Genomic DNA, 26121 nt, shown 5'->3' with positions numbered 1-26121 from the left:
CTCGACCTCGGGGCAGAAGGCGGTGCGCTTCCCCAGGGACGCTTAGAGGTCCGATGAATGTTGGAAACGCGATATGTCTTGACCGGCTTCGTAGACGCGACATATCGTGTCGCTTGATCGAGGAACGCGATACTACTCGTGCCCGGAGGTGGAGGCAATGAGACAAGAGCGAGTGCCCGTGCTGGTGGTCGGCGGCGGGTACGCGGGCCTCAGCGCTGCCGCGCTGCTGGCGTGGCGCGAGGTGCCCGTCATTCTGGTCGAGCGGCACCCGAGCACGTCCATCCAGCCCAAGGCGTTCGGCATGGGACCGCGAGCCGTCGAGCTGCTGCGGCCGCTCCCCGGGATCGAGCAGACGTTCGCCGACATCTGGATCGGCATCGGCGACTCCATGCGCATCGCGATCGCCAAGACGCTGGCCGACCCCGACCCGCAGATGATCTTCGAGGAGACGGGCGAATCCGACGTCCTGGCCGATCTCACCCCTGTGCCCCGCGTGGGCGCTCCCCAGTCGGAGGTCGAGCGGGTGCTGCGCGCCTACGCCGACGAGCTCGGCGCCGACCTGCGCTTCTCCACCGAGCTGATCTCCCTCGACCAGGACGACGACGGCGTCACCGCCGTGATCCGCGCCGCCGACGGCGAGGAAAGCGTCGTACGGGCCGACTACGTGGTGGCGGCCGACGGCCACCGGAGCCCGCTGCGCGAGCTGCTGGCCGTGCCCACCTCCGGCAGGGGCGACCTCGTGCAGATGCGCTCGATCATGTTCGACGCCGACCTGACCGGCCTGGTGAACGAGCGCGAGGTCATCGTCTGGTACCTGCACAACGACGCGTTCACCGGCGTCATCGTGACCGGCACGGGCGTCGGCGCGCACGTGCTCGGCATCAACCAGACCCCCTCCCCGGACGGCGGCGCGGACGCCCTCACCGAGGAACGCTGCGTCGAGCTCATCCGCGCCGGAACCGGCATCCCGGACCTGGACGTGCAGGTGCTCGACACGGCGACGTTCAGTCTGGCGCACGTCGTGGCCGACACCTTCCGCGCCGGACGCGTCTTCTTCGCCGGCGACGCCGCCCACACCATGCCGCCCACCGGCGGCCAGGGCGGCAGCACCGCCCTCCAGGACGGCTGCGACATCGCCTGGCGTCTCTGGCTGGTGCTCAGCGGGCAGGCCGGACCCGGCTTCCTGGACACCTACGACGCCGAGCGCCGCCCGATCGGCGCCCTGACCGCCGACGCCCAGCTCGCCAACCTCAGCGTGCGCATGCCCGTGGACGAGCGCTTTGACTACCCCGAGCCCCTGGAGGACTTCCTGCAGGCGATGCTCGGCTACCGGTACCACTCCGCCGCCGTCCTGGAGGAGCCCGGGGACGACGGCTCGCTCCTGGAGGACCCGCGTGTCCCGAGCGGCCGGCCCGGCAGCCGCGCCCCGCACGTCGTGCTCGACTGGGAGGGGCAGCGCATCTCGACCATCGACCTGTTCGGCTCGGGCTTCGTCCTGCTGGCCGACAAGTGCGGCGGCCAGGTCTGGATGGACGCCGGCCGCGTGGTCAAGGAGCGCCTGGGCGTGCAGCTCACCCGCATCCTGGTGGACGACGAGCTGGTGGACGTGGAGGGCCGCTGGCGGGAGCGGTACGGGGTGCGGGAAGGCGGCGCCGTCCTGGTGCGGCCCGACGGGTACGTGGCCTGGCGCGCCCCTCGCCCCACCTCCGACCCCATGTCCACGCTCGACCAGGCCCTCACCCGGATCCTGCATCGCTGATCACCTGCCTCGCGCCGGACCGGCGCCCGGACGTACGTTCACCGAGGGCGTGAGACGGCGCTCATGAGCGCGACCTGCGCCCCGGCGACGTTCGACGGAGGCGTGAGACGCCCTCATGAGCGGGGTGGCACGCGGCTGTTCCACGGGTCTGGCCGTCTCGCGGGGGCGGGGGTCAGGCGGCGAGGGCCGGGCGTGCGGGGTGGTCGGCGGAGGTCAGGTCGAGGCTGCCGGCGGCGTGGAGCCAGTCGTTGACCGAGCCGGTGAAGCCGGAAGGCGGCCCCACCTTCAGACAGGTGAGCCGGCCGGAGCCGGGGGCGGGACCCACCTTCAGGCGGCGGATGGCGCCCGAGCTGTTCGGTCCGCCGAGGTCGCCGTCGCACGGGGTCAGCCGCACGCCGAACGGCGGGACGCCCCGCAGAGCGCCGGACGGCTGGATCCGCAGGAGGTCGTCGATCTCGTGGCAGCTGGCCAGGGGGTGCGCCCGCAGGTGGGCGAGCTGGTCGGCGACCAGGCGATGGGCCACCGATCGGAGGAGGGCCGTCGCGCAGCGGCTGTGGGCGCAGGCGGCGCCGTCGAGGGTGATCTCCGGCAGCGCGAAGCGGCTCAGGCCGCGCGAGGTGACGCGCAGGCAGTCGCAGGCGGCCGTCTCGGACGGGTCCCACGGCGGGCAGGTGGCGTCGTCGCGCATCTGCACGTCCCAGGTGAGCCAGTCGTCGCCGAGGCGGAAGTCTTCCGGCTCGCCCGGCGACCTCGGGCAGGCGGGCACGGCCGAGGCGGTGGACGGGTCGATCAGCAGGCCGTCGCACTGGCGGGCGAGGGCGCGGGCGACGGCTCTGGCGGTCTGCGCGTTGCCGGGCAGGCGGCGTGGGGGCACGGTGGTGGACACCAGCACGTGTTGACCGGCCCGGCGCAGCCGCCGTCGTTCGTCGCCCGTGAGGGTGAGGCCGGCCGGTCGCCAGGGGGCGGGGACATGGGTGACGGTCAGGGACGGCGGGGTGTCGAGCGCGTCACGGGCCGCCTTCCGGTACGGCCCGGGGACGCGCCAGGGCACGAACGTGTCGACGTCGAACGGCAGGTGCTCCACGGCTACGACGAACAGTGAGGTCAGCATGGCGGGGAGCGGCAGGACGATCTTCATGAGGTGCCTCGCCTTCGAGAACGTGGTGAGGCACCCAGGATCCGGAACCCGGCCGGCGGCGGTGCGGCCGAACCCGGTTCTGGGGACGAACCCGCCGCCCGGCCCCCACCCTGTGGACAACCACCAGGAAGGCGGAGGTCGGCCGGTCAGGGGTGGACGAGGGCACAGGAGGCGGAAGCCGTCCAACCAAAGGGGTCAGGGGGTGGTGCGGGTGATGGCCAGGGTTTGGCCGGGGAGGCGGAGGCCGTCAGGGCCCGTGGCGACCGGGTCGTCCGAGGCCAGGAGGAGGGTGGCGCCTGCCGGCGGCAACGTCAGCGTCTCCGGCGAGAAGTTGACGCTGACGCACACCGTCCCGCGCCACATGACCAGCCACCTGCCCGCCGGATCCGCCTCCACCCGGACCCGGTCCAGCCGCGGATCCGACAGCTCCGGCAGCGCCTTGCGCAGCGCGATGAGGTCCCGGTACCAGCACAGCAGGGACCAGTTCTCCTCCTCCTTCAGCTCGCTCCAGTCCAGCTTGGAACGCAGGAACGCCTCCTCGTCGGACGGGTTCGGCGCGTCCCAGGCGTACCCGAAGCCGTCGAACTCGCGCTCGCGCCGCGTCCCCTCGCTCTCCCGCAGCTCGGGCTCCACGTGGTCGGAGAAGAACAGGAACGGCGTGCCGGCCCCCCACTCCTCCCCCATGAACAACATCGGCGTGAACGGCGAGGTCAGCAGCAGCCCGGCGCCCAGCCTGAGCGCGGACACGGGCAGCCGGTCGCCGCCGGGCCGGTTGCCGATCTGGTCGTGGTTCTGCAGGCAGGCGACCAGCCGGTGTCCGGGCACGCCGGTGAAGGGCTGCCCGTGCGCCCGGTCGCGGAAGCTGGAGTGGCCGCCGTCGTGCAGCACGCCCTGGGTCAGCACCTTGGCCAGTGCCGACGGGTCGGCGAAGTCCGCGTAGTAGCCGTGGCTCTCGCCGCTCACGGCGGTGTGCAGGGCGTGGTGGACGTCGTCGTTCCACTGCGCGGTCATCCCCAGGCCGCCGGCCTCCAGCGGGCGCACCATGCGCGGGTCGTTGAGGTCGGACTCGGCGATCAGCGACAGCGGCCGGCCGAGCGAGCAGGCCAGCGCGTCGACCTCCTCCGACAGCTCGGCCAGCAGGTGTCGGGCGCGCTTGTCGTGCAGGGCGTGGACGGCGTCCAGCCGCAGCCCGTCGATGTGGTAGTCGCGCAGCCACTGGACGGCGTTGCCGACGAAGTACCGGCGGACCTCGTCGGACCCCGGCCCGTCCAGGTTGACCGCTTCGCCCCAATAGCTACCAGCAAAGCCGGAAAAATACGGACCAAAGGGGTGGAGGAAGTTGCCCGACGGCCCCAGGTGGTTGTAGACCACGTCCAGGATGACGCCGATCCCGGCCCGGTGGCAGGCGTCCACGAACGACTTCAGCCCGTCGGGCCCGCCGTACGTCTCGTTGACCGCGTAGAGGTCGACGCCGTCGTACCCCCAGTTGCGCCCGCCGGGGACGGGGGCGACCGGCATGATCTCCACGAAGTCCACGCAGAGCTCGACCAGGTGCTCCAGCCGCTCGATCGCCGCGGCGAACGTGCCCTCGCCGGTGAACGTCCCGACGTGCAGCTCGTAGATCACCGAACCGCGCAGGTCGCGGCCCTTCCAGTCGTGGTCGGACCAGGTGAAGCGGTCGTGCTCGTAGACCGCGCTCGGCCCGAACACCCCCTCCGGCTGCCGCCGGGAGCGCGGGTCGGGGTAGGGCCCGCCGCCGTCGAGGACGAAGGCGTACCTGGTGCCGTGGCCGGCCTCGGCGACCTCGGCCCACCACCAGCCTCTCTCCCCCTGGGACATCGGCCGGCGTCCGTCCAGAACGTCGACCTCGACAGCCGTGGCCTTCGGTGCCCAGACCTCAAAGATCATGTCGCTCCAGCAGTGAGACGGGGTACTGATCGAGCAGCCGGGCCAGCGGAACCGTCCCCGAGTACGGCTCGCCGGTGAGCAGGTCGCGCCAGGATCCGCCGGGCAGCGTCAAGGTGGTCTCGCCCCACACCGAGTGGCCGGCGACCGCGGAGCGGCGCGCGAGGCGTACCGGCAGCCTGGTGGCGACCGCCACCGCCTGCGGGCCTTCGCCCCTGGCGAAGGCGATCGCGTGCTCGGCCGCCTCCCCCTCCGCCCGCAGCGGCAGGTACGGCGCCGCGCCCCCGAGCCGCCTGCGCAGCCGCAACGCCTGCGTGGTGACCAGGAGCTTGGCGGCGTCCCAGGAGGTCTCGGGCTTGCGCGGGTACGTCACGGGCCGCCGGTTGTCCGGATCGACCAGCGAGAAGTCGGTGGTCTCGTTGCCCTGGTACACGTCGGGCACTCCGGGCATCATGAGCTGCACCAGCTTGGCCCCGAGCGAGTTCGACATCGCGAACGGCTCGATGCGCTCGGTGAACTCCTCCACCGGCAGCCGCACGGCGGCCTGCGCGAACTCCCGCAGCCGCCGCTCGTAGCCGGCGTCCGGACGCACCCACGAGATCGCGGTCTTGGCCTCGCGAGCCGCCTTGAGCAGGTAGTCGGTGAAGCGTTCCGCGGAGATCGGCCAGGCGGCCATGAGGTTCTGCCAGGCCAGGTAGTCGAGGTGGGGGTCGAAGGAGAGCTCCCGCGACCACTCGGACACCACGGACGCCCACTCCCGCGGCATCTCCGACAACACCGACAACCGGGCCCGCACGTCCTCCGACCGCTTGGTGTCGTGCGTGGACAGGGTCGTCATCGTGTACGGGGACATCTCCCCGCAGAAGTCATGGAACTCCTCGACCGAGACGCCGAACACGTCCGGCTCGCCGCCCACCTCGTTGAGGCACGACAGCGGGAACCACCGGTACAGCGCGGTGTCCTCCACGCCCTTGGCCATGACCGGCCCGCACGTCTGCTGGAAGCGCACGATCGCCTCCGGCGAGCCGTACAGGACCTCCTGGACGAGCGGCCGCACGGCGGGCGAGCACTCCGCGGCGGCCAGCTCGACGATCTCCACCGACTCGGGCGGCGGCTCCTCCCCCGGCACCAGGTAGGCGCGGTAGAGCGGCATCGCGGCCAGCAGCTCCGACACCGCGGCGGGCGCGCAGCCGGTGACCCTGGCCAGCCGGTCGATCTCCGCCCCGAAGAACAGGTCGAGCACCTCGCGCTTGGCCTGCGTCATCACCGGACGGTAGTCGTCGGGCTGCCCGGTCAGCTCGCTGAACAGCCGGACCAGCGGCTCCTTGCCCGAAGGGTCGACGAACAGGCCGTTGACCCGGTTGAGCACCTCGTAGCCGGTCGTGCCGTCGCAGGCCCAGTCGGGCTGCAGCCGCTCGGGGCCGATGAGGATCTTCTCCACGACCGTCCAGGGGCCGCCGGTCCGCTCGCGCAGCCGGTCGAGGTAGCCGCGGGGGTCGGCCAGGCCGTCGGGATGGTCGATGCGCAACCCGTCGACCAGGCCCTCGTCGAGCAGCCAGAAGATCACCTCGTGCGTGGCGAACAGCACCGCCGGGTCCTCCACGCGCAGCCCGATCAGCGACGACACGTCGAAGAAGCGCCGGTAGCCGGGGCCCTCGCGCCAGTCGACCAGCCGGTAGTGGCCCGGGTGGGGGAAGGCGTGCTCGTGGTAGCGCAGGACGTCGCCGTCGACCACGGGCTCGGTGTCGTCGCCGAGCACCGGCAGGGCCACCTTCCCCTCCACCCACTCGATGTCGAACCAGTTCGCGTACGGCGAGGCTGGCCCGTCCTTGAGCACCGACCAGAACTGGGCGTTCATCGTGTTCATGTGGTTGGGCACGATGTCGATGACGATGCCCAGGTCGTGCGCGGCCAGTTCCTGGGCCATCTCGCGGAAGCCGGTGGCCCCGCCGAACTCCTCCCTGATCCTGGAGTGGTCGACGACGTCGTAGCCGTGCCGCGACCCGGGCGTGGCCTGGAGCACCGGCGACAGGTAGACGTGGCTGACGCCGAGGTCGCGCAGGTAGCCGGCGATCTCGGCGACCTGGGCGAAACCGAAGTCGGGGGTGAGCTGCACCCGGTACGTCGAGGTCGGCCTAGACACGGCGCAGCACCCGCACGCTGCGTCCGGGGACCTCGATCGCCTCGCCGGCGCGCACCATCCGCACGTCGAGCCTGATGGGCATCGCGGTGTCGATCTCGGTGTGCCACATCTCGCCGTAGTCCTGGGGGATCGTGAACTTGATCGTGTCGTGGTGGGCGTTGAACAGCAGCAGGAAGGAGTCGTCCCGGATCGGGCGGCCGCGCCGGTCGGGCTCGGTGATGGCGTCGCCGTTGAGGAAGACGGCCAGCGACTTGGCGTAGCCGACGTTCCAGTCGCTGTCGGTCATCTCCTCCCCGGACGGGGTGAGCCAGGCGATGTCGCTCAGCCCGCGCACCGGCTTGCCGTAGAAGAACCTCCTGCGCCGGAAGACCGGATGCTTCTTCCGCAGCGCCGCGAGCTCCTGGGTGAACTCCAGCAGCAGCCAGTTCTCCCGGATGTCGGACCAGTCGACCCAGGTCAGCTCGTTGTCCTGGCAGTAGCCGTTGTTGTTGCCCTTCTGCGAGCGGCCCAGCTCGTCGCCGTGCGAGAGCATCGGCACGCCCTGCGACAGGAACAACGTGGTGAGGAAGTTGCGCTTCTGCTGCTCGCGCAGCGACTCGATGGCCAGGCTCGCCGGGCCCTCCTCGCCGCAGTTCCACGACCGGTTGTCGTCGGTGCCGTCGCGGTTGCCCTCTTTGTTCGCTTCGTTGTGCTTGTCGTTGTACGCGACGAGATCCTGCAGGGTGAAGCCGTCGTGGCAGGTCACGAAGTTGATGGAGGCGGCCGGGCGGCGGCTGTCGTCCTTGTACAGGTCGCTCGAACCGGTGAAGCGGGAGCCGAACTCGGGCAGCGTGGCGGCCTGCCCGCGCCACAGGTCGCGGATCGTGTCGCGGTAGCGGCCGTTCCACTCGGTCCAGCGGGAGGGGAAGTTGCCGACCTGGTAGCCGCCGGGGCCGACGTCCCAGGGCTCGGCGATGAGCTTGACCTGCGACAACACCGGGTCCTGCTGTACCAGGTCGAAGAACGCGCTCAGCCGGTCGACCTCGTGCAGCTCGCGGGCGAGGGTGGAGGCGAGGTCGAAGCGGAACCCGTCGACGTGCATCTCGATGACCCAGTAGCGGAGCGAGTCCATGATCATCTGCAGGACGTGCGGCGAGCGCATGAGCAGGCTGTTGCCCGTGCCGGTGGTGTCGACGTAGTAGCGCTTGTCGTTCTCGACCAGGCGGTAGTAGTTGCTGTTGTCGATGCCCCTGAACCCCAGCGTCGGCCCCAGGTGGTTGCCCTCGGCGGTGTGGTTGTAGACGACGTCGAGGATGACCTCGATGCCCGCCTCGTGCAGGCTGCGCACCATCGCCTTGAACTCCAGCACCTGCCCGCCGCGCTGCCCGGTGCTGGAGTAGCGGTTGTGCGGGGCGAAGAAGCCGATGGAGTTGTAGCCCCAGTAGTTGGACAGGCCGCGCTGCTCCAGGATGTGGTCGGTGACGAACTGGTGCACCGGCATCAGCTCCAGCGCCGTCACGCCGAGCTTGGTGAGGTGGTCGAGGATCTCGGGGTGGCCGAGCGCCGCGTACGTGCCGCGCAGGTGCTTGGGGATCTTGGGATGGCTTATCGTCAGCCCGCGCACGTGGGCCTCGTAGATCACCGTGTCGTGGTACGGCGTCGCCGGCGGCCGGTCGTGCCCCCACCCGAAGAACGGGTTGATCACGATGGACCGCGGCACGTACGGGGACGAGTCGGCGTCGTTGCGCGTGTCCGGCTGGCCGAACCGGTAGCCGTAGACGGCCTCGTGCCAGTCGACGCCGCCCTCGATCGCCATCGCGTACGGGTCGAGCAGCAGCTTGTTGGGGTTGCAGCGCAGCCCGCGCGCCGGCTCGTACGGCCCGTGCACCCGGTAGCCGTAACGCTGGCCGGGGCCGATGCCGGGCAGGTAACCGTGCCAGATGAACCCGTCGACCTCCGTGAGCGGCACCCGCGACTCGACGTTGTCCTCGTCGAACAGGCACAGCTCCACCGCCTGGGCCACCTCGGTGTAGAGCGAGAAGTTCGTGCCCGCGCCGTCGTAGGTCGCCCCTAGGGGATAGGGGTCTCCAGGCCAGATCTCGATCATCGAGGCTCCCTTGCGGTCTCTCCCCATGTTCTGTTCCCCCGCTCCGCCGGACAAGGCCACCCTGTTCCTTCCCACGCGTCCGTCCGGAATACTCCGAAAAATCGAGTGAGCCGCCTCCGACGGCGCGGTGTCGCAGGCGGCTCACGTGTTCGGCCTGGTGGGGGGTGCGGCGAGGTTCACGGATCCGGTGCGCGGCCCCCGCGCACCGGATCCGCACCCGCGATCGGGCGACGCGACGCTGCGTCCCCGATCCCCCGCGATCAGGACGGTCGATCTTCGCTCTGGCAGGAGCGAACGATCGTCGCGGCCGGTCCGACGAGCCCCCGTCGGCCCAGCCTTATGTGACGGACGGCCTCTGGTGAGCCATCACGTCAGGGAATGAACGCGGCATTTCGCTCTCGGGTGGTTTGATCAAATCAGCCCAGGGCATCCCCCTCTCTTACGGCTTGGCTGACTTTTACCCGCCGACGCCGGAAACCCACCCCGAATTGGCACTTGCCATAGGAACGTGCCGGTGACGATTACCTACCGCACATGCCTTCGAAACCGAACCCGGGGGTACGCTCCGGGGCGACCGGCCACCGCGCGGCAAGGGAGTGCACGGCGATGACCATCCCCAACCCGACGCTCCGGCAGCGGCAACTGGCGATGCGCTTACGCGAGCTGCGCAACGAGCAGAACCTCAGCATCGCCGAGGTCGCCCAGGCCCTCCTGTGCTCCCCGGCCAAGATCAGCCGGATCGAGACCGCCCAGCGCGGCGTCAGCCTGCGCGACGTGCGCGACCTGTGCCGCCTGTACGACGTCTCCGCCGCCGAGTCCGCCCAGCTCATGACGCTGGCCAAGGACGCCAGGCAGAAGGAGTGGTGGCAGTTCTACGACAACCGCGAGCTGCGCCAGATGCTCGGCCTGGAGGCGGAGGCCAGCGCCATCACCGAGTACGAGATCACCACCGTCCCCGGCCTGCTCCAGACCGAGGACTACGCCCGCGCCGTGATCCGCGGCTGGCTGCCCCGCATCGCGCCCGACGTGCTGGAAGACCGGGTCAAAGTGCGGATGAAACGCCAGGAGTGGCTGCACCGGCACGACACCCTGCGCTACTGGGTCCTGCTGGACGAGTCGGTGCTCTACCGGCACGTGGGCAGCCGGCAGGCCATGCGCGAGCAGCTCGACCGGCTCATCGAGCTGAGCGAGCTGCCGCACGTGACCGTCCAGGTCATCCCGTTCACGGCGGGCGCGCACGTGGGTTTCGACAGCACCTTCCGGCTCATGGAGTTCGACCATGACTCCGGCATCGCCGACACCATTTTCGTGGAACATCAAATGGGCCTTTTCTACCTGGAGGCCGATAAGGTGGTCCGGCGGTTTCGCGAGATCATCGACCATCTGCGGGCCGAGGCGCTGGGCATCCAAGAATCGAAGCGGCGAATTACCGAGATGGCCGCAAACTTCGCTTAGCACTCCGTCACGAGATCATCTCTTTTTCTCCGGCCACCTGGCACGATGCCTCCGACACATCGGGACCTCGCTTCCGTGGCAAGTGCCAGGTGCTACTGTTCATCCATTGGGACGCTTTCGCTCTCCACGTGAGATCGCCGGTGTCCGAGCACACACCTTCCAGCGCGCCCGGCGAGGTCCGACCGCCGCCGCGCCCATTGTCGATGCACGAGGGGGAGACAATGACGTCCCACCACCCTGACGTCCAGGCGGCTCCGCGGTGGCGGGCCGCGTCGCGCTGCAACAACGGAGAATGCGTCGAGGTCGCGTTGCTGTCCCCCGGCGAGATCGGCGTGCGGGACAACAAGAACCCGGCCGGCCCTGTCCTGACTTTCAGCGCCCGGGAATGGGACGCGTTCCTGCGCGGAATACGTCAGGCCGACTGAGCGCGCGGCGCTTTTTTCCGGCGGTCGTCCTCACGGACGCCCGCCTTTTGTTTTGTCCGGCGCCGGCGGGTGCACCGCCCCTTTTGTCGCCTGGTCATCCTCGGCTGTCAAGGTAAAATCACCTTCGGCTCAATACCTCTACAGCCGCCTTCAGGAGGTAATGGATGAAACGCCCACCTGCCCTTGACCAGGCACGCTGGCAACGGTGCAACAATGGCGACTGCGTCGAGGTCACCATGCTCGCCGACCGGGTCTGGGTGCGGGGAAGTCAGGACGCCAGCGGTGCCGTCCTGTCGTTCACCACCGACGAGTGGGCCGCGTTCCTCGACGGCGTGCGGCACGGCCACTTCGATCTCGAACGGCTCGCGCCCCAGGTCTGACCGGCCACGACGTTCTCCATCGGGCTCTGTCGGGGGCCATCGGGGTTTCAGGCCGCGGCCCCCGGCAATATGCCGACTCCATGGGCGGTTTCAAGAAGTTCTTACTCCGAGGCAACATCGTCGAGCTGGCCGTCGCCGTCATCGTCGGGGCGACCTTCAGCGGGCTCGTCCAGGCACTGGTCACCGATCTCATCACCCCGCTCATCGGCGCGGTGACCGGCGGCCGGCAGCCGAACTTCGCCGAATACTCCTTCACGATCAACGGCAGCCAGTTCAAGTACGGCGACTTCCTCAACCACCTGCTGACCTTCCTGGTCATCGCGGCGGTCGTCTACTGGCTGGTCGTGGCCCCGATGACGCGGCTGATCCACCTGCTCGACCGCGACAAGGCCGCCACGACCAAGGAGTGCCCCGAGTGCCTGTCCGACATCCCGGCCGAGGCCAGCAGGTGCGCCCATTGCACGGTGGAGCTGGTGCCCCAGTCCGAGAAACCGCGCTGAACCGTACATCACGGACTCTTGACCCCAGTGGCGCGCCGGCACGGTGGTCGTTCGGCAAGATGGACCGATGAGCGTTGAGTTGATGGTCTGGAACGAGCCCGTGCCGATCAGCAGGGATCAGGCCCGGGCCACGTATCTGGCGGTGAAGCGGAGCGACCCCGTCGAGGGGGACGTGCCCGACGTCGCCAAGGAGCTGCCCGGGCAGGTCACCCTGTACCCCGGGCACGTCCTGGTGACGATGGACCTGGACACGATGGACGAGAGCTCGGCCCAGGTGTTCACCACCGCCCGCGCGCACGGCCTGGTCTGCTACGACCCCCAGCGCGACCTGGTGCACAACGTGGCCCCGCTCGGCGTGTACGAGGGCATGCAGCTCCACACCGGCGACGGGATGGTCGTGCACGACCCCGACCTCGGGCTGGTCGACGACGTCCTGGCCACCCTGTCGCCGCAGAACCCGTTCGTCGCCCTGGTGAACTTCGGCCGGCACTTCCTCCAGGTCTCCCCCGGCTACGAGCTGGAGTACAAGGAGGGCGAGATGGTCCGCGCGGTGGTGCCCGAGCTGGCCGAGGTGCGGCTGGCCTTCCACGAGTACGCCACCGGCGAGCGCGGGTTCCTCACCCGCCACATCTGGGCTCAGGCGTAGACCTGGGCGAACAGCTCAGGATCGACGTTCCCCCCGGACAGCACGGCCACCGTGCGCCCGGCGGGGACGCGGCCCGACAGCAGGGCGGCCGTGGTCGCCGCGCCGCTGGGCTCGGCCACCAGGCGGGCCGTGCGCGCGATGTGCCGCATGGCGGCTCGCAGCTCGTCCTCCGAGACGGTGACGATGCCTTCCAGGTGTTCGCGCAGGTGGGCGAAGGTCAGCTCGGACACCTGGTTCACGCGCAGCCCGTCGGCGATGGTCCGGAACGTGCGGGTGGTCTCCCAGGCGACCACGTGCCCGGCCGCCAGGCTCTCGGCGGCGTCGGCGGCCAGCTCGGGCTCCACGCCGTACACGCGGACGTCGGGCCGCAGCGCCTTGACCGCCGCCGCCACGCCGGCGGCCAGCCCGCCGCCGCTGACCGGCACGAGCACCGCCTCGACGTCCGGCAGGTCCTCGACGATCTCCAGCCCGATCGTGCCCTGGCCGGCGATGATCGCGCGGTGGTCGTAGGGCGGCACCAGCGTCAGGCCGCGCTCGCCGGCCAGCCGCTCGGCCGTCACCTCGCGCTGGTCGGGCGGCACGACCACCAGCTCGGCGCCCCATCCCTCGATCGCCGCCGCCTTGACCGCCGGGGTGCCCTCGGGCACGACGACCACGCACGGCACGCCGAACTCGGCCGCCGCGAACGCCAGCGCCTGGCCGTGGTTGCCGGAGGAGTGCGTGACGACGCCGTCGGGACGCAGCGCCGCCAGCGCGTTGTAGGCGCCGCGGATCTTGAAAGAGCCGACGGTCTGGAGGCTCTCGGGCTTCAGCCACGCCTCGCCCATCCTCAGGAGCGGCGTGCGCACCGCGATTCCGTCGATCCGCCCGGCCGCCGCGCGGATGTCGTCGATCGTCACCAGGTCCATACGGTCACTCTAGGCTCAGACCGGCACAATTCGGCGAGCTCCTGCTCCATGGCAGGATCGCGAGACATGAGAACTCTGTACCCGCCCATCGAACCCTACGAGTCCGGCCTGCTCGACGTGGGTGACGGCAACCAGATCTACTGGGAGGTCTGCGGCAACCCCGACGGAAAGCCGGCCGTCATGCTGCACGGCGGGCCGGGCGCCGGGTGCAGCGCCAACCACCGGCGGCAGTGGAACCCCGAGCTGTACCGCATCGTCCTGTTCGACCAGCGCAACTGCGGGCGCAGCCTGCCGCACGCCAGCACGCCGGGCACGTCGCTGGCCGCCAACACCACCTGGAACCTGGTGGCCGACATGGAACGGCTGCGCGAGCACCTGGGCATCGAGCGGTGGCAGGTGTTCGGCGGGTCGTGGGGCAGCGCGCTGTCGCTGGCCTACGCCCAGACGCACCCCGACCGTACGACCGAGCTGGTGCTGCGCGGCATCTTCACGCTGCGCCCGCACGAGCTGCGCTGGTTCTACCAGGAGGGCGCGAGCTACCTGTTCCCCGACCTGTGGGAGTCGTACCTGGCGCCGATCCCCGCCGAGGAGCGCGGCGACCTCATGGCCGCCTACCGCGCCCGCCTCGAAGGCGACGACGACGCCGTCCGGCTCGCGGCGGCCAAGGCGTGGTCGCAGTGGGAGGGCGCCACGATCACCCTGCTGCCCGACCCGAGCCTGGTGGCGGAGTTCGGCGAGGACAAGATGGCGGTGTCGTTCGCCAGGATCGAGAACCACTACTTCCACCACGGCGGCTGGTTCGAGCCCGAGCAGCTCATCAGGGACGTCGACCGCATCCGGCACATCCCAGCCGTGATCATCCAGGGCCGCTACGACGCCTGCACGCCCATGGCCACCGCCTGGGACCTGCACAAGGCCTGGCCCGAGGCCGACTTCCAGGTGGTGCACGACGCCGGGCACGCGGCGACCGAGCCCGGCATCGTCGACCGGCTCATCGCGGCGACAGACGGCTTCGCGCGAGCCTGACCGCGGGGGTGACCGCGCCGACCAGCAGCAGCGCGAACAGCGGCGCGAGCACCAGGCCGAGCAGGAAGCCGCCGGCCACGTCGTGCGGGTAGTGCACGCCGACGAACACCCGGGAGAAGCCCATCAGGGCGGCCAGCGGCAGCACCACCCAGGCCAGGGCGCGCCAGACCAGGATGAGCGTGCCCGCCGCCCCGGCGGCGATCACGGTGTGGTTGCTGGGGAAGGACCAGTCCGTGGAGGGCGGGCAGGCCGCGATCGTGGCGATGCCGCCGCGGCACGGCCGGTCCTCCCGGACCAGCAGCTTCACGCCCTCGCTCACGATGTACGCGCCCACCACCCCGGCCGGGCCGGCGATGGCCAGCGCGAGGTCGCGGGCGGGGGCCTGGCGCGCCCGCCACCAGCACACGAGGAACAGCGCCGCGAAGATGAACAGGCCGGCGTCCGTGCCGAACTCGGCGAGGGCGTGCAGCCACCCGGGCGTGGTCAGGGCGAAGTCGACGATGTCGCGGTACACAGGTGTCCAATCCGTGAACGGGTAGTGGACACGACCTTATGAACTTTGATCGTCAAATGCTTCGACCGAAAGGGCGATTCCGGTCCTTACCCAAGATACTGGCGCACGAGGAGGGCGCGTCTCTGCTCCAGCTCGCCTTCGGTGATGAGCCCGCGGTCGAACGCCTCGGCGCCGGCGTCCCGCTCGGCCACGTAGTACGCGGCCATGATCTCGCTGCGCAGCGGGGTGAAGCCGCGCTCCACGCAGTCGGAGAAGACGGTGACCTTCTGCTCGACGACTCCGGCGGGGACGGTGCACGTCAGGTCGTGCGCCTTGAGCTGCTGAACCGCTTCACGAAGGGTGACCGGGCCAAGGGACCCGTTGAAACGGGTGTCAAGGGTGATCTTCACTGTTTTTACGCCTCCAATCGTTTCAAACGCATCGACAGAGACCGCGTATTCCCAGTTCAGAGCGGGTAAGAGGGCAAACGTGATCGGAGAGCACGTGATCGTCGGCTACAGCAACGACCCCGGTGGGCGGGACGCCCTCGCGCTCGGGGCCGCCATCACCCGGCTGACCGGGGGCGAGCTCACGGTGGCGTCGATCTATCCCCCGGGCAGCCCGGGACTGGCCGTCGAGGCGCAGGCCAACCTGGCGCACGCGGGCGAGGAGCTGGGCGTCGTCCCGGCCGAGTACATGGCGTTCGAGAGCCGGGGCACCGGGCGCGGGCTGTCGGTGCTGGCCAGCAGGATCAGGGCCGACCTGATCGTGGTCGGCTCGGCGAGCGGCGGCCAGTACGGCCGCATCGCCGTCGGCAGCACCGCCGACCACCTGCTGCACCTGTCGCCGGAGGCGGTGATGCTGGCGCCCTCGGGCTACGTGCCGCCCGACGAGCCCGCCCGGCTCACGCTGGCCTACGTCCACCGGCCGCAGTGCGACGCGGCGGTCGAGCGGGTGGCCCAGGCGGCGCTGCGGCTCGACGTGCCGCTCCGGCTGATCACCCTCGACCTGCGCACCGAGAACCAGGGCAAGCTGCGCGACGACCTCGCCCTGGCCGTACGGCTGGCCTGGGAGAGCACCGGCATCGAGGCCGAGTCGGAGGTGGCCGAGGGCCACGACGTGCAGGCCGCCCTCAAGGACGTCGAGTGGCTGCCCGGCGAGCTGCTGGTCTGCGCCGCCGGCGAGGACGCCCAGCCCCACCGGGTGTTCCTGGGCGAGCTGGCGATGAAGGTGCTGCGGTCGTCGTCCTGCCCGGTCACCGTGCTGCCGCGGGGGTTCTCCTAAGCTTCTGGGCGTGCGTGTCGCCCGATTGATCGTCGTCGTGGTGCTGGCCTCGCTGGCCGGCGTCTACGTGGTGGCCGGCGCCTGGGGGGCGCTGCCGGTGCTGGCCGCGCAGTGCGCCTTCACGCTGCGGGCCAGGAAGGGGTGGCTGCTCGCCGTCCAGGGGGTGCTGGTCTACGCGGTGACGCTGGGGCAGGGCGCGTCCGTCGCGATCCTGGGCTTCCTCGCCGGGTCGCTGCTGGTGACGCGCTGGTGGGCGCTGGCGCCCGCGGTGGGCTTCAGCGGCGTCGTCATCCACCACTGGCGCCACTCCGGGGACGCGGTCTCCACGACGGACCTCGCGATCACCACGGTGCTGGTGTCGCTGGTCGTGTTCGGCCTGATCCGGCTGGTCGAGCGGGTGGCCGAGATGGAGGCCACCCGTCCCGCGCTGGCCGCGGCGGCGGTGGCCGAGGAACGGCTGCGCATCGCCGCGGAGCTGAGCGACGGCCTCGGGCGCGGCCTGGCCGCGATCGAAGCGGGCGCGCGAAGGGCGCTGGCCGCCCCGCGGGAGGCGGCCGGGACGCTCGGCGAGGTGGTCGCGACGGCGCGGCTGTCGCTGGCGGACGCGCGCGCCGCGGCGGCGAGCTACCGCGCGATGTCCCTGGCCCCCGAGCTGACCACCGCCCGCGCCCTGCTGGAGGCGGCCGGCGTCGGCGTCGAGGTGCGCGCCGCCCACACCGAGCCGCTGGGCCCGGCCGGCGCGCTGCTCGCCTCGGTGCTGCGCGAGGCGGTCACGGACGTCGCCCGCCGCGGCACCGCCACGGTGTGCGCGATCGAGACCTGGGAGGAGCCGGAACGCGCCCAGGTGCACCTGCGCGTGGCCGACGACGGCCGCCGCACGGCCGAGGACGACGACGCCGGCGGGCTCACCGGCCCGGCGGGGCTCGCGCGCCAGGTGGCGGCGGCGGGCGGCACGCTCACCCGCGGCCTGTCCGGCCGGGGCCGGTACACGGTGGAGGCCGCGCTGCCCGCCACCCGCCCGCCCGCGGCGGCCCGGCGCGAGCCGCCCGACGTCTCGGTGGTCCTGCTGGCCGCCGTGCTGGTCGGGTTCAGCGTCAAGGCGCTGCTGCAGATCCCGGCCGGGCTGCTGGCCCCGGCGGTCGCGGCGCTGGCCGTGATCGTCGTCATGCAGCTGCGCTCGGTCGCCGGCCGCCACATGGTGGCGCTGGGGGTGATGGCGGCGCTCACCTTCGCCCCGATCCCGGTGTTCGGGCCGATCTGGCTGGGGACGGCGGGCTTCCTCGCCGGTCCGGTGCTGCTCGCCTTCCGCCCCCGGACGGCCTGGCCACTGACGGCCGCGATCCTGGCCGCGGTCTGGACCGTCGCCTCCCTGTACGACCTGCCCGGCCGCGTCAACATCACGGTGAGCACGCTCACCACCGGCCTGGTGGTCTACAGCCTGCTGCGCCTGGCCCAGCTCGCCAAGGAGCTGCACGCGGCCAGGGAGAGCCTGGCGCGTTCGGCCGTCGTCGAGGAGCGCCTGCGGGCCGCCCGCGACCTGCACGACCTGCTCGGCCACAGCCTGGCCGCCATCCTGCTCACCTGCGAGCTGGCCCGCCGCCTGCCCGACCCCGTCCGGGAGCTGGAGAACGTCGTCGCCATGGCTGAGCACGCCCGGCACGACCTGCGCTCGGTCACCGGCGAGCAGCGCGAGCTGTCCTTCGCCGCCGAGGCCGAGTCGGCCGGGAAGGTGCTGGCGGCGGCCGGGGTCGAGGTCACCCTGCGGCTCGCGCACCCCGAGCTGCCGTCCGAGGTCGAGACCGTGCTCAGCACCGTGCTGCGCGAAGCCGTGACGAACGTCCTGCGCCACAGCGCCGCGCGCGCCTGCGTGATCTCCACCTCGGCGGCCGGGGGCGAGGTCGGGCTGCTCGTCCGCAACGACGGCGCGGGGACGGCGGCCCCCCGTCGCGGCTCGTCCGGGCTGGGCAACCTCACCACCCGCCTGGTCACGCTGGGCGGGCGGCTCACGACCTCCGCCGCCGACGGCTGGTTCCGGCTCGACGCACGGGCCCCGCTAGATCCAGCCGGCCTCGGTGGCGATGCGCACGGCGTCGGTGCGGTTGCGCGCGTTTAGCTTGGCCACGATGGCCGTCAGGTAGTTGCGCACGGTCCCGGCGGTCAGGTGCAGCCGCCGGGCGATGTCGGGTGCCTCGGCGCCGCCCGCCACCAGCCGCAGCACGTCGGCCTCGCGCGGCGTGAGCGGGTTGTCGGCCAGGTCCCAGGCGGTGACCGCGAGCGACGGGTCGAGCACCCGGCCGCCGCGGGTGACCTCCCTGATCGCCGCGACCAGGTCCTCCGGCGGCGCCGTCTTCAGCAGGAAGCCGTCCACCTGGGCGGTCAGGGCCCGCTTGAGATGGCCGGGCTTGCCGTAGGCGGTGAGCATGAGCGTGCGGCACCCGGGCACCCTGGCCCGGATCTCCGCCGCGGCGGCCAGCCCGTCGAGGGTGCCGGGCATGTCGATGTCCAGCACGGCCACGTCGGGCCGGTGCGCGGCGGCGGCGGCCACGGCCGCGTCACCTGACTCGACCGCGGCCACGATCTCGAAGTCGGCCTCCAGGCCGAGCAGGGTCGCGAGCGCGTGCCTGATCACGGCCTGGTCCTCGGCCAGAAGGAGGCGAATCACCCGACATGTCTATCAGTCCGCGCGCAGCACCCGGTCGTACAGGTCCAGGTAGCGGTCGGCCATCACGCCGGGCGAGAAGCGGCGCCGGGCCTCGCGGCGGCACTCCTCGGGATCGATCTCGTCCACCCGCTGGACGTACTCGGCCAGCTCCTCCTCGGTGTCGGCGAGGAAGCCGGTGCGGCCGTGGTCGATGATCTCGGGCAGGCAGCCGCGGCGCAGGCCCACCGGCGGCACCCCGAGCGCCAGGGCCTCGACGACGGCCGTGCCGCCGGGCTCGTCCCACTGGATGGGGAAGAGCGCGGCGCGGGCCGAGGCGTACAGCTCGTCCCTCTCCTGGCCGCCGACCGCGCCGATCCACCTGACCAGGTCGCCGTCGAGGTAACGGGACACCTGGTCCAGGTGGTAGCGCACGTCGGGGTGGCTGTGCAGCGGGTGGTAGGGGTCCTGCAGGACGACGTCCAGCTCGGCCTGGCTGTCCCGGCCGCAGACCGGACCGGCCACGACCAGCGGCAGGCCGAGCTTCTGGCAGATCCGGGCGGCCACGTGCTGGCCCTTGAGCCCGCAGATCCGGCCCATGATCACCAGATGCTCGCCGCGTTCGGCGCGGACGTCCTGGCCGGCCAGCGGCGTGGCCAGGTGGACGGCCCCCAGCGAGGCGGCGCGCAGGGCCTCCGGAGCGCGGGCGAGCTGCGAGTCCGACACCCCGTTGACCGCGATCGAGCTCGGGAAGGCGCCGTAGAACGCCGGATGTTTGCGCAGGTCCCAGTGGAGGGTGTGGAGGACCGGCGGCCCGCCCAGCGCGGCCAGCACCGCCGGCCCGACCACCTCCACGTGGTCGTGCACGAGGTCGATGTCGTCGCGGGCGCGCAGCTCGGCCGCCACCCGCGCCTGGTGCGCGTGCGCGATCCCCATGACCTGGTTGTACGGCTTCTGCAGCTCGGCGAACTGGCCCTCGTCGTAGACGGCGATCAGCTCGTCGGCCTCCAGCGTGCTCGACGCCACGGAGGCCAGCACGACCTCGACGCCGCGTTCGCGCAGCGCGGGGACCAGGGTGGCGACCACGTTCTCGATGCCGCCGTAGCCGGGCGGCGGGACCGCCAGCCACGGTCCCGCGTTGATCAGCACCTTCACGCGACGTCCTCCTCCAGCATGAGCGAGGCGAGCGGCGGCCGTTCCGCCACTCCCACGTCCACCAGGCCGGCCCGCCCGTCGAGGCCGAACTGCAGCAGCATGTGGGCCGGGGGTGCCGGGGACATCACGCGGCCCTGGCGTTCCAGCCGGGACCACGCGGTGAGCATGATCTGCCCGGCCATCCGGCCGAGCGCGTGCACGGACTGGTGGCCGTGCGCGCGGGAGCCCAGGTCGACCTGGGCCATCGCGTCCAGTCCCACCAGGTTGAGGAGGTCGACGAGGAGGCCGAACTCCACGCCGTACTCGGTGACGAAGGGGACCTGTTCCAGCACGTCGCGCCGGGCGGCGTACTCGCCGCCGAGGGGTTGGCGAAAGCCCGCCAGCTCCGGCCAGAACAGGTTGAGCAGGGGCCTGGCCACCAGTTCGGTGACCCGGCCGCCCGCGCCTCGCCGCGGCACGCCGTCCTCGCCCGTGAAGGGCCGTTCGTACGTCGCCTTGACGAAATGGGTGCCCGGGTCCGCCAGCAGCGGACCGACCAGCCCCGACACGAAGTGCGCGCCGAAGTTGAGCAGGTCCGAGTCGACGAACGCGACGATGTCGCCATGGGAGGCGGCCAGCCCCTTCCACAGCGCCTCCCCCTTGCCCGACAGGCGCGGCAGGTGCGGCAGCACCTCGTTCTGCGCCACGACGCGCGCGCCCGCCGCGCGTGCCCGTTCGGCCGTGGCGTCGGTGGAGTTGGAGTCGACGACGAGGATCTCGTCGACGAGTGGCGCCTGCTCCACCAGTTCACGTCTGATCACGGTGACGATGTCCCCGACCGTGCGCTCCTCGTCGCGCGCCGGCAGGACGACGCTCACCGTTGTGTTGCCCTTGGCTGCGATTAAGGCATCCACCGGCCATTCCGCGGCCGTACTGGAATGCGGGCCGTACCACTCCTGGGCCCTGGCCAAGGCTCGCACATCTGTCTCCATGCAGTCAGCCCCATCTCATAGGGGCACGACCCCTGCCCGATCTATGCGCCTTTGAACATCGTTGTTTGTTAACCCCTAGACGTGGCATATGTCGGGTTGTGTCCCCAATTACCCGTGTCGGCATCATTGGTGCCGGAAATGTCGCCGCTCGCCACGCAGATGTCCTGTCCGGCTTCCCCGATGTGACGATTGCCGGGGTGGCCGACACCGATCTCCACAAGGCTGAGGCGTTGGCCTCCGCGCACGGCGCCCCCGCCTACGGCGACCATGCCGGCCTGCTGGAGGCCGGCGGTCTCGACGCTGTCTACGTCTGTGTGCCTCCTTTCGCGCACGGTAACCCCGAATACGACGTCTTGTCGTGTAATCTCCCGATTTTTGTGGAAAAACCCCTTTCTCTCGACCTCAAAACCGCAGAAAACATCGCAGCCGAAATCGACCGGCGCGGGCTGCCGTCCGCGGTCGGCCACCACTGGCGCTACCTCGACATCGTCGACCGGGCCAGGGAACGGCTCGACGGCCGGCCCGTGCAGCTCGCGCTCGGGCACTGGCTGGACAAGGTCCCGCCGGTCGGCTGGTGGCTCCAGGCGAGCCTGTCGGGCGGCCAGATCCTGGAGCAGGCGGTGCACGTCCTGGACCTGGCCCGGCTGCTGGTGGGCGAGGTGTCGATGGTGCACGCCGTACCGGCCGGGAACGCCGTGGACGGCGAGATCGACCGGGCCACCTCGGCCGTCATGAGCTTCGCGGGCGGCGCGACCGGCCTGCTGGCCACCTCCTGCCTGCTGCGCCGCAAGCACCGGGTGGGGCTGGAGGTGTGCGCCGACGGCATCGCGCTGGAACTCAGCGAGACCCGGCTGCTGGTGGACGGCGAGGAGGCCGTCGAGGACGGCGGGCACGCCAAGACCCTCGTGGACCGCGCGTTCATCGACGCGGTGCGCGGGAAGGACGCCGACGTGCGCGCGCCGTACCGCGAAGCCCTGAGAACCCACCGCCTGGCCGTCGCGCTGGCGCGCTCCGCGGCGGAACGGAGGCCGGTGATGCTGGATGACTGAGGCGACGAGCACGACCCTGAGCATCGAGGCGCCCGGCGAGGTGCGCCTGGTCGAGGAGAAGCTGCCCGGCCTGCCCGACGGCGGCTTCATGGTCGCCACCACGCACAGCGGCGTCTCGGCGGGCACCGAGCTGACCTATCTCAAGGGCGCCAACCCCTACCTCAACTCGGCCTGGGACCCGGCGCTCGGGCTGTTCCTGCCGGGCACGCCGTCGGTGGCGTACCCGGTGCGCGGCATCGGCTACATGCAGGTGGGCGTGGTCGCCGAGACCCGCACGCGGGCCGTGGCCGAGGGCGCGCGGGTCGCCATGGCCTACGGCCACCGCACGGCGTACGTGGCCGACCCGATGGCCGACCGGTTCGTCGTGCTGCCCGGCGACCTCGACCCGCTGCTCGGCATCTACGTCGCCCACATGGGCCCGATCTGCGCCAACGGCCTGCTGCACGCGGCCGCCGACCTGCACGGCCCGGCCGTCCAGCATTTGGGCGACGGGGTGCGCGGCCGCCGCGTCGCGGTGGTGGGGGCGGGCGTGGTGGGGCTGCTGACCGCGTCCTTCGCCCTGTCCTGCGGGGCCGCCGAGGTGGTGGTCGTGGACGAGACCAGGGCCAGGCTCGCGGTGGCCGAGGCGATCGGCGCGCAGACGCTGGCCGCCCCCGACGACGACCCGGCGGTGACGCTGAAGCGCCGCTGGCGGCACGCCCCCAATGACCGCGGCGCGGACCTGGTCTTCCAGTGCCGCGGTCAACCGCGGGCGCTGGCCCTGGGGCTGCGGCTGCTGCGCCCGCAGGGCACGCTGATCGACCTCGCGTTCTACACCCAGGGCGCCGACGAGGTGCGGCTCGGCGAGGAGTTCCACCACAACGGGCTGGCACTGCGCTGCGCCCAGATCGGCCGGGTGCCGCGCGGCCTCGCGCACGCCTGGGACCGGGAACGCCTGTCGCACGAGACGATCGGCCTGCTCAGGGAGCGCGGGAGGCTGCTACGCGAGCACCTGGTCACCGACGTCGTCGGCTTCGGGGAGGCTCCCGAACTTCTGACCGATCTCGCGGCCCGACGGCGGCAGGCCGTCCAGGCCGTGCTCAGCCACGACGTCGAGGATGAGGGCCGCTGACCAGCTGAAGTCCCGGCACCCGTGGCCGCGCAGCGTGAAGGGGTTGAAGTACTCGCGGAAGCCGGAGTGGGCGACGGCGTGGATCATGCCCTCGGCCAGCAGGTCGGCCAGGTCGGGACGGCGGTCCCTGAGCCCCTGCCAGACCAGCCAGGTCAGGTTGATCCAGCTCGGCCCGCGCCAGTAGCGGGCCGGGTCGAACTCGGCCGTGGCCGGGGCGTGGCTGGGCAGCACGCCGTCCTTGAGGGAGAACTTGTCGAGGGCCGTGCCGATCAGCGCCTCGGCGATCTCCGGCGGCAGGCCCGGCAGCATGAGCGGCACCAGGCCGGCGGCGCTGCCCGAGCGGATCAGCCGGCCGGTGCGCAGGTCGCGAGGGCGGAAGTGGCCGTCCTGGTAGAGGTGGTCGATCATGGCGGCGGTGACGGCGGCGGCCTCGCGCCGGTGGGGCGCGGGGTCGTGGCCGCACACCTCGGCGATCTCGGCGAGCGCCGACTCGGCCACGCCGTACGCGGCGTTGAACAGCGGGTCCTCGATCTCGAACGAGCCGGCCCGCTGGTAGCCGCTGTCGCGGTAGGCGGCGGCGAGGGCGACGTACCGCTCGTAGTCGCGGTCGGTGGGGCGCTCGTCGGCGCTGACGGTGTTGAGGTCGCGGCGGACGAAGCCCGTCGCGCCGGTCTCGACCGCCCGCAGCGGAAGGTCCCAGGCCGGGCTGTTGTCCATGCCCGACTCCCACGGGTGGACGATCGAGATCAGGCCCTCGGGCGAGCGGCGGGAGGCGCGCAGGAACTCCTGCTGGGCGACGAGCTTGGGGTAGATCCTGGCCAGGAACGCCGGGTCGGGCTCGGCCTGGTGCACCTTCCAGGCCGCCAGCGCGTGCACGGGCGGCTGCACGATGCCCGAGGTCGCCGAGCCGGACGGCGCGCGGGCGCCCCAGAACTGCGGGCCGGGGAAGTAGGCGCCCTCGGGCACGACGGGGTTGAACACGATGTGCGGCACCCGGCCGTCGGCCCACTGGGCGCCGAACAGCGACAGCAGCTCCACCCTGGCCCGCCGCGGCGACCAGCGGGCGTTGCCGATCGCGATGAAGGCGGAGTCCCAGCTCCACTGGTGGGGGTACAGGCGACGGGAGGGGACCGTGTGGCTGCCGTCCCAGTTGGCGACGAGCACGCGTACGGCGTCGCGAAGGATCATAGGAATTTCCTGATGAAGGCCGCCGTCTGCGGGAGCACGATCTCGGGTTCGCCCCGCAGCCGGCATTCGAGGGCGAGGTAGCCGTCGAAGCCGACGGCGTCGAGCGTGGCGAGCTGGGCGCCCCAGTCGAGGTGACCGGTGCCGGGCTGGTTCCTGTTGGACTCGCTGATCTGCATGTGCGCGATGTACGGGGCCGCCTCCGCCAGGGCCCGGCAGGGGTCGTCCTCCTCGATGTTCATGTGGTAGGTGTCGCCGACGATCCTGATCGAGTCCATCGAGCAGTACGAGACCGCGTCGGCCAGCGTGTTGACCATGTGGTTCTCGTACCGGTTGAGGGGTTCGAGCATGATCAGCACGCCGTTGCGCTGGGCGTGCTCGCCGAGGATGCCGAGCGCCTCGGCCAGCACCTCGCGGTCGTCGGCGGCGGTGCGCGGCGGCTCGAACGGCGGCAGCCGGAGCGAGAACTGGCCCCACGAGGCCGGGGTCATGACGCCGATGCCGCCCAGCTCGGCGATCACCGTGAGCTGCGACCTGAGCTGCTGGATGGCGTCCTTGCGCTTGGCCGGGTCGAAGTCGCCGATGAAGTGCGGCATCTCGACGCACACCGTCGGCATCACGACGCCGTCGGCCAGCGCCCGCTTCAGCTCGGTCAGCCGGCCGGCGAAGTGGAAGTCGCCCTTGCCTCTCAGCTCGATCGCGTCGAACCCGGCCTCCACCGCGAAGGCGAACTTCTCCTGCAGGCTGCGGCCGGGCAGAAGCTGCTCCTGGGCGGCGAGCTTCATCGTGACTCCTCGAAGGTGAAGACGAGCTGGAGCACCTCGGACTGGTGCTTGTCGATCAGGTCGAACGCCTCGGCCGCCTGCTCGACCGGCACCAGGTGGGTGACCAGGTCGCCGACCTCGACCTCGCCCCGGTGGACGAGCTCCATGAACGTGCGCTGGAGGCGTTCGACGTCCCAGCGGTGGGCCAGCCAGGAGGCGACGCCGCCGATCTGGGAGGAGACGAGCTGCACCTGGTTGTGGTGGAACTCCTCGCCCAGGCGCAGCCCGATGCCGTCGCCCTGGTAGAAGCCGGCCGCCACGACCCGGCCGCCCTTGCGCACGCTCCTGATGGCCTCCTGCAGGCCCAGGTGGCTGCCGCTGAGCTCGATCGCGGTGTCGGCGCCCTCGATGCGCTTGCGCAGGAACTCGGCGACCGAGCCCGACCGCACGTCGAACGTCTCGGCCGCGCCGAACTTCCTGGCGAGTTCGAGCCGGTCGGGGATGGCGTCGGCGGCCACCACCCGGGCGCCGCTGAGCACCGCCATGCGGGTGGCGAGCAGGCCGATGACGCCCTGGCCGAAGATCGCGATCTGGTCGCCCAGGTGCACGTCGGCGGCGTGGACGGCGTTGAGCGCGATGGCGCCGACCCGGGCGAAGACGCCCGCGACGGGGTCGGCACCCGGCGGCAGGATGTGCCCGGCCAGCTTCTCGGCGGGGACGACGGCCTCCGCGCGGTGGCCCCAGATGCCCCACACGAGGCTGCCGACGGGCGGCTCGGCGACGTCGGGGGCCGCCTCCACCACCTCGCCGACCTCCTGGTAGCCCCAGCCGGACAGGGGGTAGGCGTGCGTCTGGCCTTCGAGGAAGAGCCGGCGCTCGGTGTCCCACTTGCGGGTGAGGTAGGGATTGGTGCCGCGATATGCGGTCAGCTCGGTGCCCGCGGAGACCCCGGAATAGAGGGTCCGCACCCGGACGGAGCCCGGCACGAGTTCGGCGGGCGATTCCAGGCTGACGCTGACACGGCCTGGCTCTTGGAAGGTGATGACGCGCATACCCCACACTTACGCTTCTTGATCAAACAAAAGTCGGAGATTTAGTGT

At 71.4% G+C, this 26121-nt stretch carries 23 protein-coding genes and 1 pseudogene; 11 read left to right on the top strand and 13 right to left on the bottom strand.

Translation table 11 applies throughout. The features are described 5' to 3' along the window. The first annotated feature begins 157 nt into the window (after nt 1–157). Nucleotides 158–1759: an FAD-dependent monooxygenase gene (locus ACIBQ8_RS28945; protein WP_397193443.1), complete on the top strand. Its 1602-nt coding sequence runs from the start codon at nt 158–160 to the stop codon at nt 1757–1759. 172 nt (nt 1760–1931) lie between these two features. On the opposite strand, the gene ACIBQ8_RS28940 is transcribed toward ACIBQ8_RS28945, so the two are convergent. The 4 genes from ACIBQ8_RS28940 to glgX form a co-directional block, all read right to left on the bottom strand. Then, nucleotides 1932–2897 carry a hypothetical protein gene (locus tag ACIBQ8_RS28940; RefSeq protein WP_397193442.1) on the bottom strand — a complete coding sequence of 322 codons (966 nt, stop codon included), beginning with the start codon at nt 2895–2897 and terminating at the stop codon, nt 1932–1934. A gap of 195 nt (nt 2898–3092) precedes the next feature. Beyond that, on the bottom strand, nt 3093–4805 hold the full coding sequence (gene treZ, locus ACIBQ8_RS28935; RefSeq protein ID WP_397193441.1) for a malto-oligosyltrehalose trehalohydrolase: 1713 nt from the start codon (nt 4803–4805) through the stop codon (nt 3093–3095). Further along, on the bottom strand, nt 4795–6945 hold the full coding sequence (gene treY / locus ACIBQ8_RS28930; RefSeq protein ID WP_397193440.1) for a malto-oligosyltrehalose synthase: 2151 nt from the start codon (nt 6943–6945) through the stop codon (nt 4795–4797). Before treY ends, treZ begins: the two co-directional genes overlap by 11 nt. After that, nucleotides 6938–9031, bottom strand: a complete 2094-nt coding sequence (gene glgX / locus ACIBQ8_RS28925; RefSeq protein WP_397169737.1) for a glycogen debranching protein GlgX — start codon at nt 9029–9031, stop codon at nt 6938–6940. The genes treY and glgX overlap by 8 nt, the downstream gene beginning before the upstream one ends. A gap of 606 nt (nt 9032–9637) precedes the next feature. Between glgX and ACIBQ8_RS28920 the strand changes: the two genes are divergently transcribed. The 5 genes from ACIBQ8_RS28920 to ACIBQ8_RS28900 all read left to right on the top strand — a co-directional run bounded on the left by ACIBQ8_RS28920 (nt 9638) and on the right by ACIBQ8_RS28900 (nt 12437). Then, nucleotides 9638–10486: a helix-turn-helix domain-containing protein gene (locus ACIBQ8_RS28920; RefSeq protein ID WP_397169738.1), complete on the top strand. Its 849-nt coding sequence runs from the start codon at nt 9638–9640 to the stop codon at nt 10484–10486. A 221-nt stretch (nt 10487–10707) separates the two neighbouring features. Next, nucleotides 10708–10911: a DUF397 domain-containing protein gene (locus ACIBQ8_RS28915; protein WP_397169740.1), complete on the top strand. Its 204-nt coding sequence runs from the start codon at nt 10708–10710 to the stop codon at nt 10909–10911. Nucleotides 10912–11075: 164 nt separating this feature from the next. Further along, nucleotides 11076–11291: a DUF397 domain-containing protein gene (locus ACIBQ8_RS28910; protein WP_397169742.1), complete on the top strand. Its 216-nt coding sequence runs from the start codon at nt 11076–11078 to the stop codon at nt 11289–11291. Between the two features lie 80 nt (nt 11292–11371). Further along, complete coding sequence (gene mscL / locus ACIBQ8_RS28905) at nt 11372–11791, top strand: large conductance mechanosensitive channel protein MscL (RefSeq protein ID WP_358283364.1); 420 nt, start codon at nt 11372–11374, stop codon at nt 11789–11791. Nucleotides 11792–11858: 67 nt separating this feature from the next. Next, entirely contained in the window at nt 11859–12437 is a 579-nt protein-coding gene (locus ACIBQ8_RS28900; RefSeq protein ID WP_397193439.1) for a hypothetical protein, read from the top strand. Here ACIBQ8_RS28900 and ACIBQ8_RS28895 read toward each other — a convergent pair. Then, on the bottom strand, nt 12428–13345 hold the full coding sequence (locus ACIBQ8_RS28895; protein ID WP_397193438.1) for a threonine/serine dehydratase: 918 nt from the start codon (nt 13343–13345) through the stop codon (nt 12428–12430). The genes ACIBQ8_RS28900 and ACIBQ8_RS28895 overlap by 10 nt on opposite strands. Before the next feature lie 66 nt (nt 13346–13411). Between ACIBQ8_RS28895 and pip the strand changes: the two genes are divergently transcribed. Continuing rightward, nucleotides 13412–14371 (top strand): prolyl aminopeptidase, encoded by a 960-nt coding sequence (pip, locus tag ACIBQ8_RS28890; protein ID WP_397169748.1) that lies wholly within the window; start codon nt 13412–13414, stop codon nt 14369–14371. Here pip and ACIBQ8_RS28885 read toward each other — a convergent pair. Next, entirely contained in the window at nt 14337–14885 is a 549-nt protein-coding gene (locus ACIBQ8_RS28885) for a phosphatase PAP2 family protein (protein ID WP_358283356.1), read from the bottom strand. The genes pip and ACIBQ8_RS28885 overlap by 35 nt on opposite strands. A gap of 86 nt (nt 14886–14971) precedes the next feature. Further along, nucleotides 14972–15274, bottom strand: a complete 303-nt coding sequence (locus tag ACIBQ8_RS28880) for a hypothetical protein (protein ID WP_397193437.1) — start codon at nt 15272–15274, stop codon at nt 14972–14974. A gap of 79 nt (nt 15275–15353) precedes the next feature. Between ACIBQ8_RS28880 and ACIBQ8_RS28875 the strand changes: the two genes are divergently transcribed. Then, nucleotides 15354–16148 (top strand): universal stress protein, encoded by a 795-nt coding sequence (locus tag ACIBQ8_RS28875; RefSeq protein WP_352349903.1) that lies wholly within the window; start codon nt 15354–15356, stop codon nt 16146–16148. A 10-nt stretch (nt 16149–16158) separates the two neighbouring features. Then, entirely contained in the window at nt 16159–18261 is a 2103-nt protein-coding gene (locus ACIBQ8_RS28870; protein ID WP_397193436.1) for a sensor histidine kinase, read from the top strand. Here ACIBQ8_RS28870 and ACIBQ8_RS28865 read toward each other — a convergent pair. From ACIBQ8_RS28865 to ACIBQ8_RS28855, 3 genes are read right to left on the bottom strand one after another with little or no spacing between them, the layout of a single operon-like run. Next, nucleotides 18202–18810, bottom strand: coding sequence for a DNA-binding response regulator (locus ACIBQ8_RS28865; protein WP_397169752.1), 609 nt, complete (start codon nt 18808–18810; stop codon nt 18202–18204). The genes ACIBQ8_RS28870 and ACIBQ8_RS28865 overlap by 60 nt on opposite strands. Before the next feature lie 12 nt (nt 18811–18822). Beyond that, nucleotides 18823–19941, bottom strand: coding sequence for a glycosyltransferase (locus tag ACIBQ8_RS28860; protein ID WP_397193435.1), 1119 nt, complete (start codon nt 19939–19941; stop codon nt 18823–18825). After that, on the bottom strand, nt 19938–20912 hold the full coding sequence (locus ACIBQ8_RS28855; RefSeq protein ID WP_397169756.1) for a glucosyl-3-phosphoglycerate synthase: 975 nt from the start codon (nt 20910–20912) through the stop codon (nt 19938–19940). Before ACIBQ8_RS28855 ends, ACIBQ8_RS28860 begins: the two co-directional genes overlap by 4 nt. Nucleotides 20913–21010: 98 nt before the next feature. Here ACIBQ8_RS28855 and ACIBQ8_RS28850 point away from each other — a divergent pair, with 98 nt between their 5' ends. Beyond that, entirely contained in the window at nt 21011–21961 is a 951-nt protein-coding gene (locus ACIBQ8_RS28850) for a Gfo/Idh/MocA family protein (protein WP_397169757.1), read from the top strand. Then, nucleotides 21954–23072 (top strand): zinc-binding dehydrogenase, encoded by a 1119-nt coding sequence (locus ACIBQ8_RS28845; RefSeq protein ID WP_397169759.1) that lies wholly within the window; start codon nt 21954–21956, stop codon nt 23070–23072. Before ACIBQ8_RS28850 ends, ACIBQ8_RS28845 begins: the two co-directional genes overlap by 8 nt. A 9-nt stretch (nt 23073–23081) precedes the next feature. Here the strand turns inward: ACIBQ8_RS28845 and ACIBQ8_RS28840 are convergent. From ACIBQ8_RS28840 to ACIBQ8_RS28830, 3 genes and pseudogenes are all read right to left on the bottom strand, one after another. Further along, nucleotides 23082–24260, bottom strand: a pseudogene (locus ACIBQ8_RS28840) (MGH1-like glycoside hydrolase domain-containing protein); the annotation flags it as partial. Then, on the bottom strand, nt 24257–25042 hold the full coding sequence (locus ACIBQ8_RS28835; protein WP_357971002.1) for a sugar phosphate isomerase/epimerase family protein: 786 nt from the start codon (nt 25040–25042) through the stop codon (nt 24257–24259). The pseudogene ACIBQ8_RS28840 and the gene ACIBQ8_RS28835, both read right to left, overlap by 4 nt. Beyond that, complete coding sequence (locus ACIBQ8_RS28830) at nt 25039–26073, bottom strand: zinc-binding dehydrogenase (RefSeq protein WP_397169761.1); 1035 nt, start codon at nt 26071–26073, stop codon at nt 25039–25041. Before ACIBQ8_RS28830 ends, ACIBQ8_RS28835 begins: the two co-directional genes overlap by 4 nt. Nucleotides 26074–26121: the final 48 nt, after the last annotated feature.

Origin of the sequence: Nonomuraea sp. NPDC049646, from assembly GCF_044465525.1 — a bacterium.
GTDB lineage: Bacteria > Actinomycetota > Actinomycetes > Streptosporangiales > Streptosporangiaceae > Nonomuraea.
This window is presented reverse-complemented; position numbering and strand designations above follow the sequence as displayed.

Bases quoted from the DNA above. Each gene is read 5' to 3' on its own strand.
- pip (WP_397169748.1), top strand. From the start codon at position 13,412: ATGAGAACTCTGTACCCGCCCATCGAACCCTACGAGTCCGGCCTGCTC.
- ACIBQ8_RS28855 (WP_397169756.1), bottom strand. From the start codon at position 20,912: ATGGAGACAGATGTGCGAGCCTTGGCCAGGGCCCAGGAGTGGTACGGC.
- treZ (WP_397193441.1), bottom strand. From the start codon at position 4,805: ATGATCTTTGAGGTCTGGGCACCGAAGGCCACGGCTGTCGAGGTCGAC.
- ACIBQ8_RS28830 (WP_397169761.1), bottom strand. From the start codon at position 26,073: ATGCGCGTCATCACCTTCCAAGAGCCAGGCCGTGTCAGCGTCAGCCTG.
- ACIBQ8_RS28915 (WP_397169740.1), top strand. From the start codon at position 10,708: ATGACGTCCCACCACCCTGACGTCCAGGCGGCTCCGCGGTGGCGGGCC.
- ACIBQ8_RS28920 (WP_397169738.1), top strand. From the start codon at position 9,638: ATGACCATCCCCAACCCGACGCTCCGGCAGCGGCAACTGGCGATGCGC.
- ACIBQ8_RS28895 (WP_397193438.1), bottom strand. From the start codon at position 13,345: ATGGACCTGGTGACGATCGACGACATCCGCGCGGCGGCCGGGCGGATC.
- ACIBQ8_RS28900 (WP_397193439.1), top strand. From the start codon at position 11,859: ATGAGCGTTGAGTTGATGGTCTGGAACGAGCCCGTGCCGATCAGCAGG.
- ACIBQ8_RS28940 (WP_397193442.1), bottom strand. From the start codon at position 2,897: ATGAAGATCGTCCTGCCGCTCCCCGCCATGCTGACCTCACTGTTCGTC.
- ACIBQ8_RS28945 (WP_397193443.1), top strand. From the start codon at position 158: ATGAGACAAGAGCGAGTGCCCGTGCTGGTGGTCGGCGGCGGGTACGCG.
- ACIBQ8_RS28845 (WP_397169759.1), top strand. From the start codon at position 21,954: ATGACTGAGGCGACGAGCACGACCCTGAGCATCGAGGCGCCCGGCGAG.
- mscL (WP_358283364.1), top strand. From the start codon at position 11,372: ATGGGCGGTTTCAAGAAGTTCTTACTCCGAGGCAACATCGTCGAGCTG.
- ACIBQ8_RS28835 (WP_357971002.1), bottom strand. From the start codon at position 25,042: ATGAAGCTCGCCGCCCAGGAGCAGCTTCTGCCCGGCCGCAGCCTGCAG.
- ACIBQ8_RS28910 (WP_397169742.1), top strand. From the start codon at position 11,076: ATGAAACGCCCACCTGCCCTTGACCAGGCACGCTGGCAACGGTGCAAC.
- glgX (WP_397169737.1), bottom strand. From the start codon at position 9,031: ATGATCGAGATCTGGCCTGGAGACCCCTATCCCCTAGGGGCGACCTAC.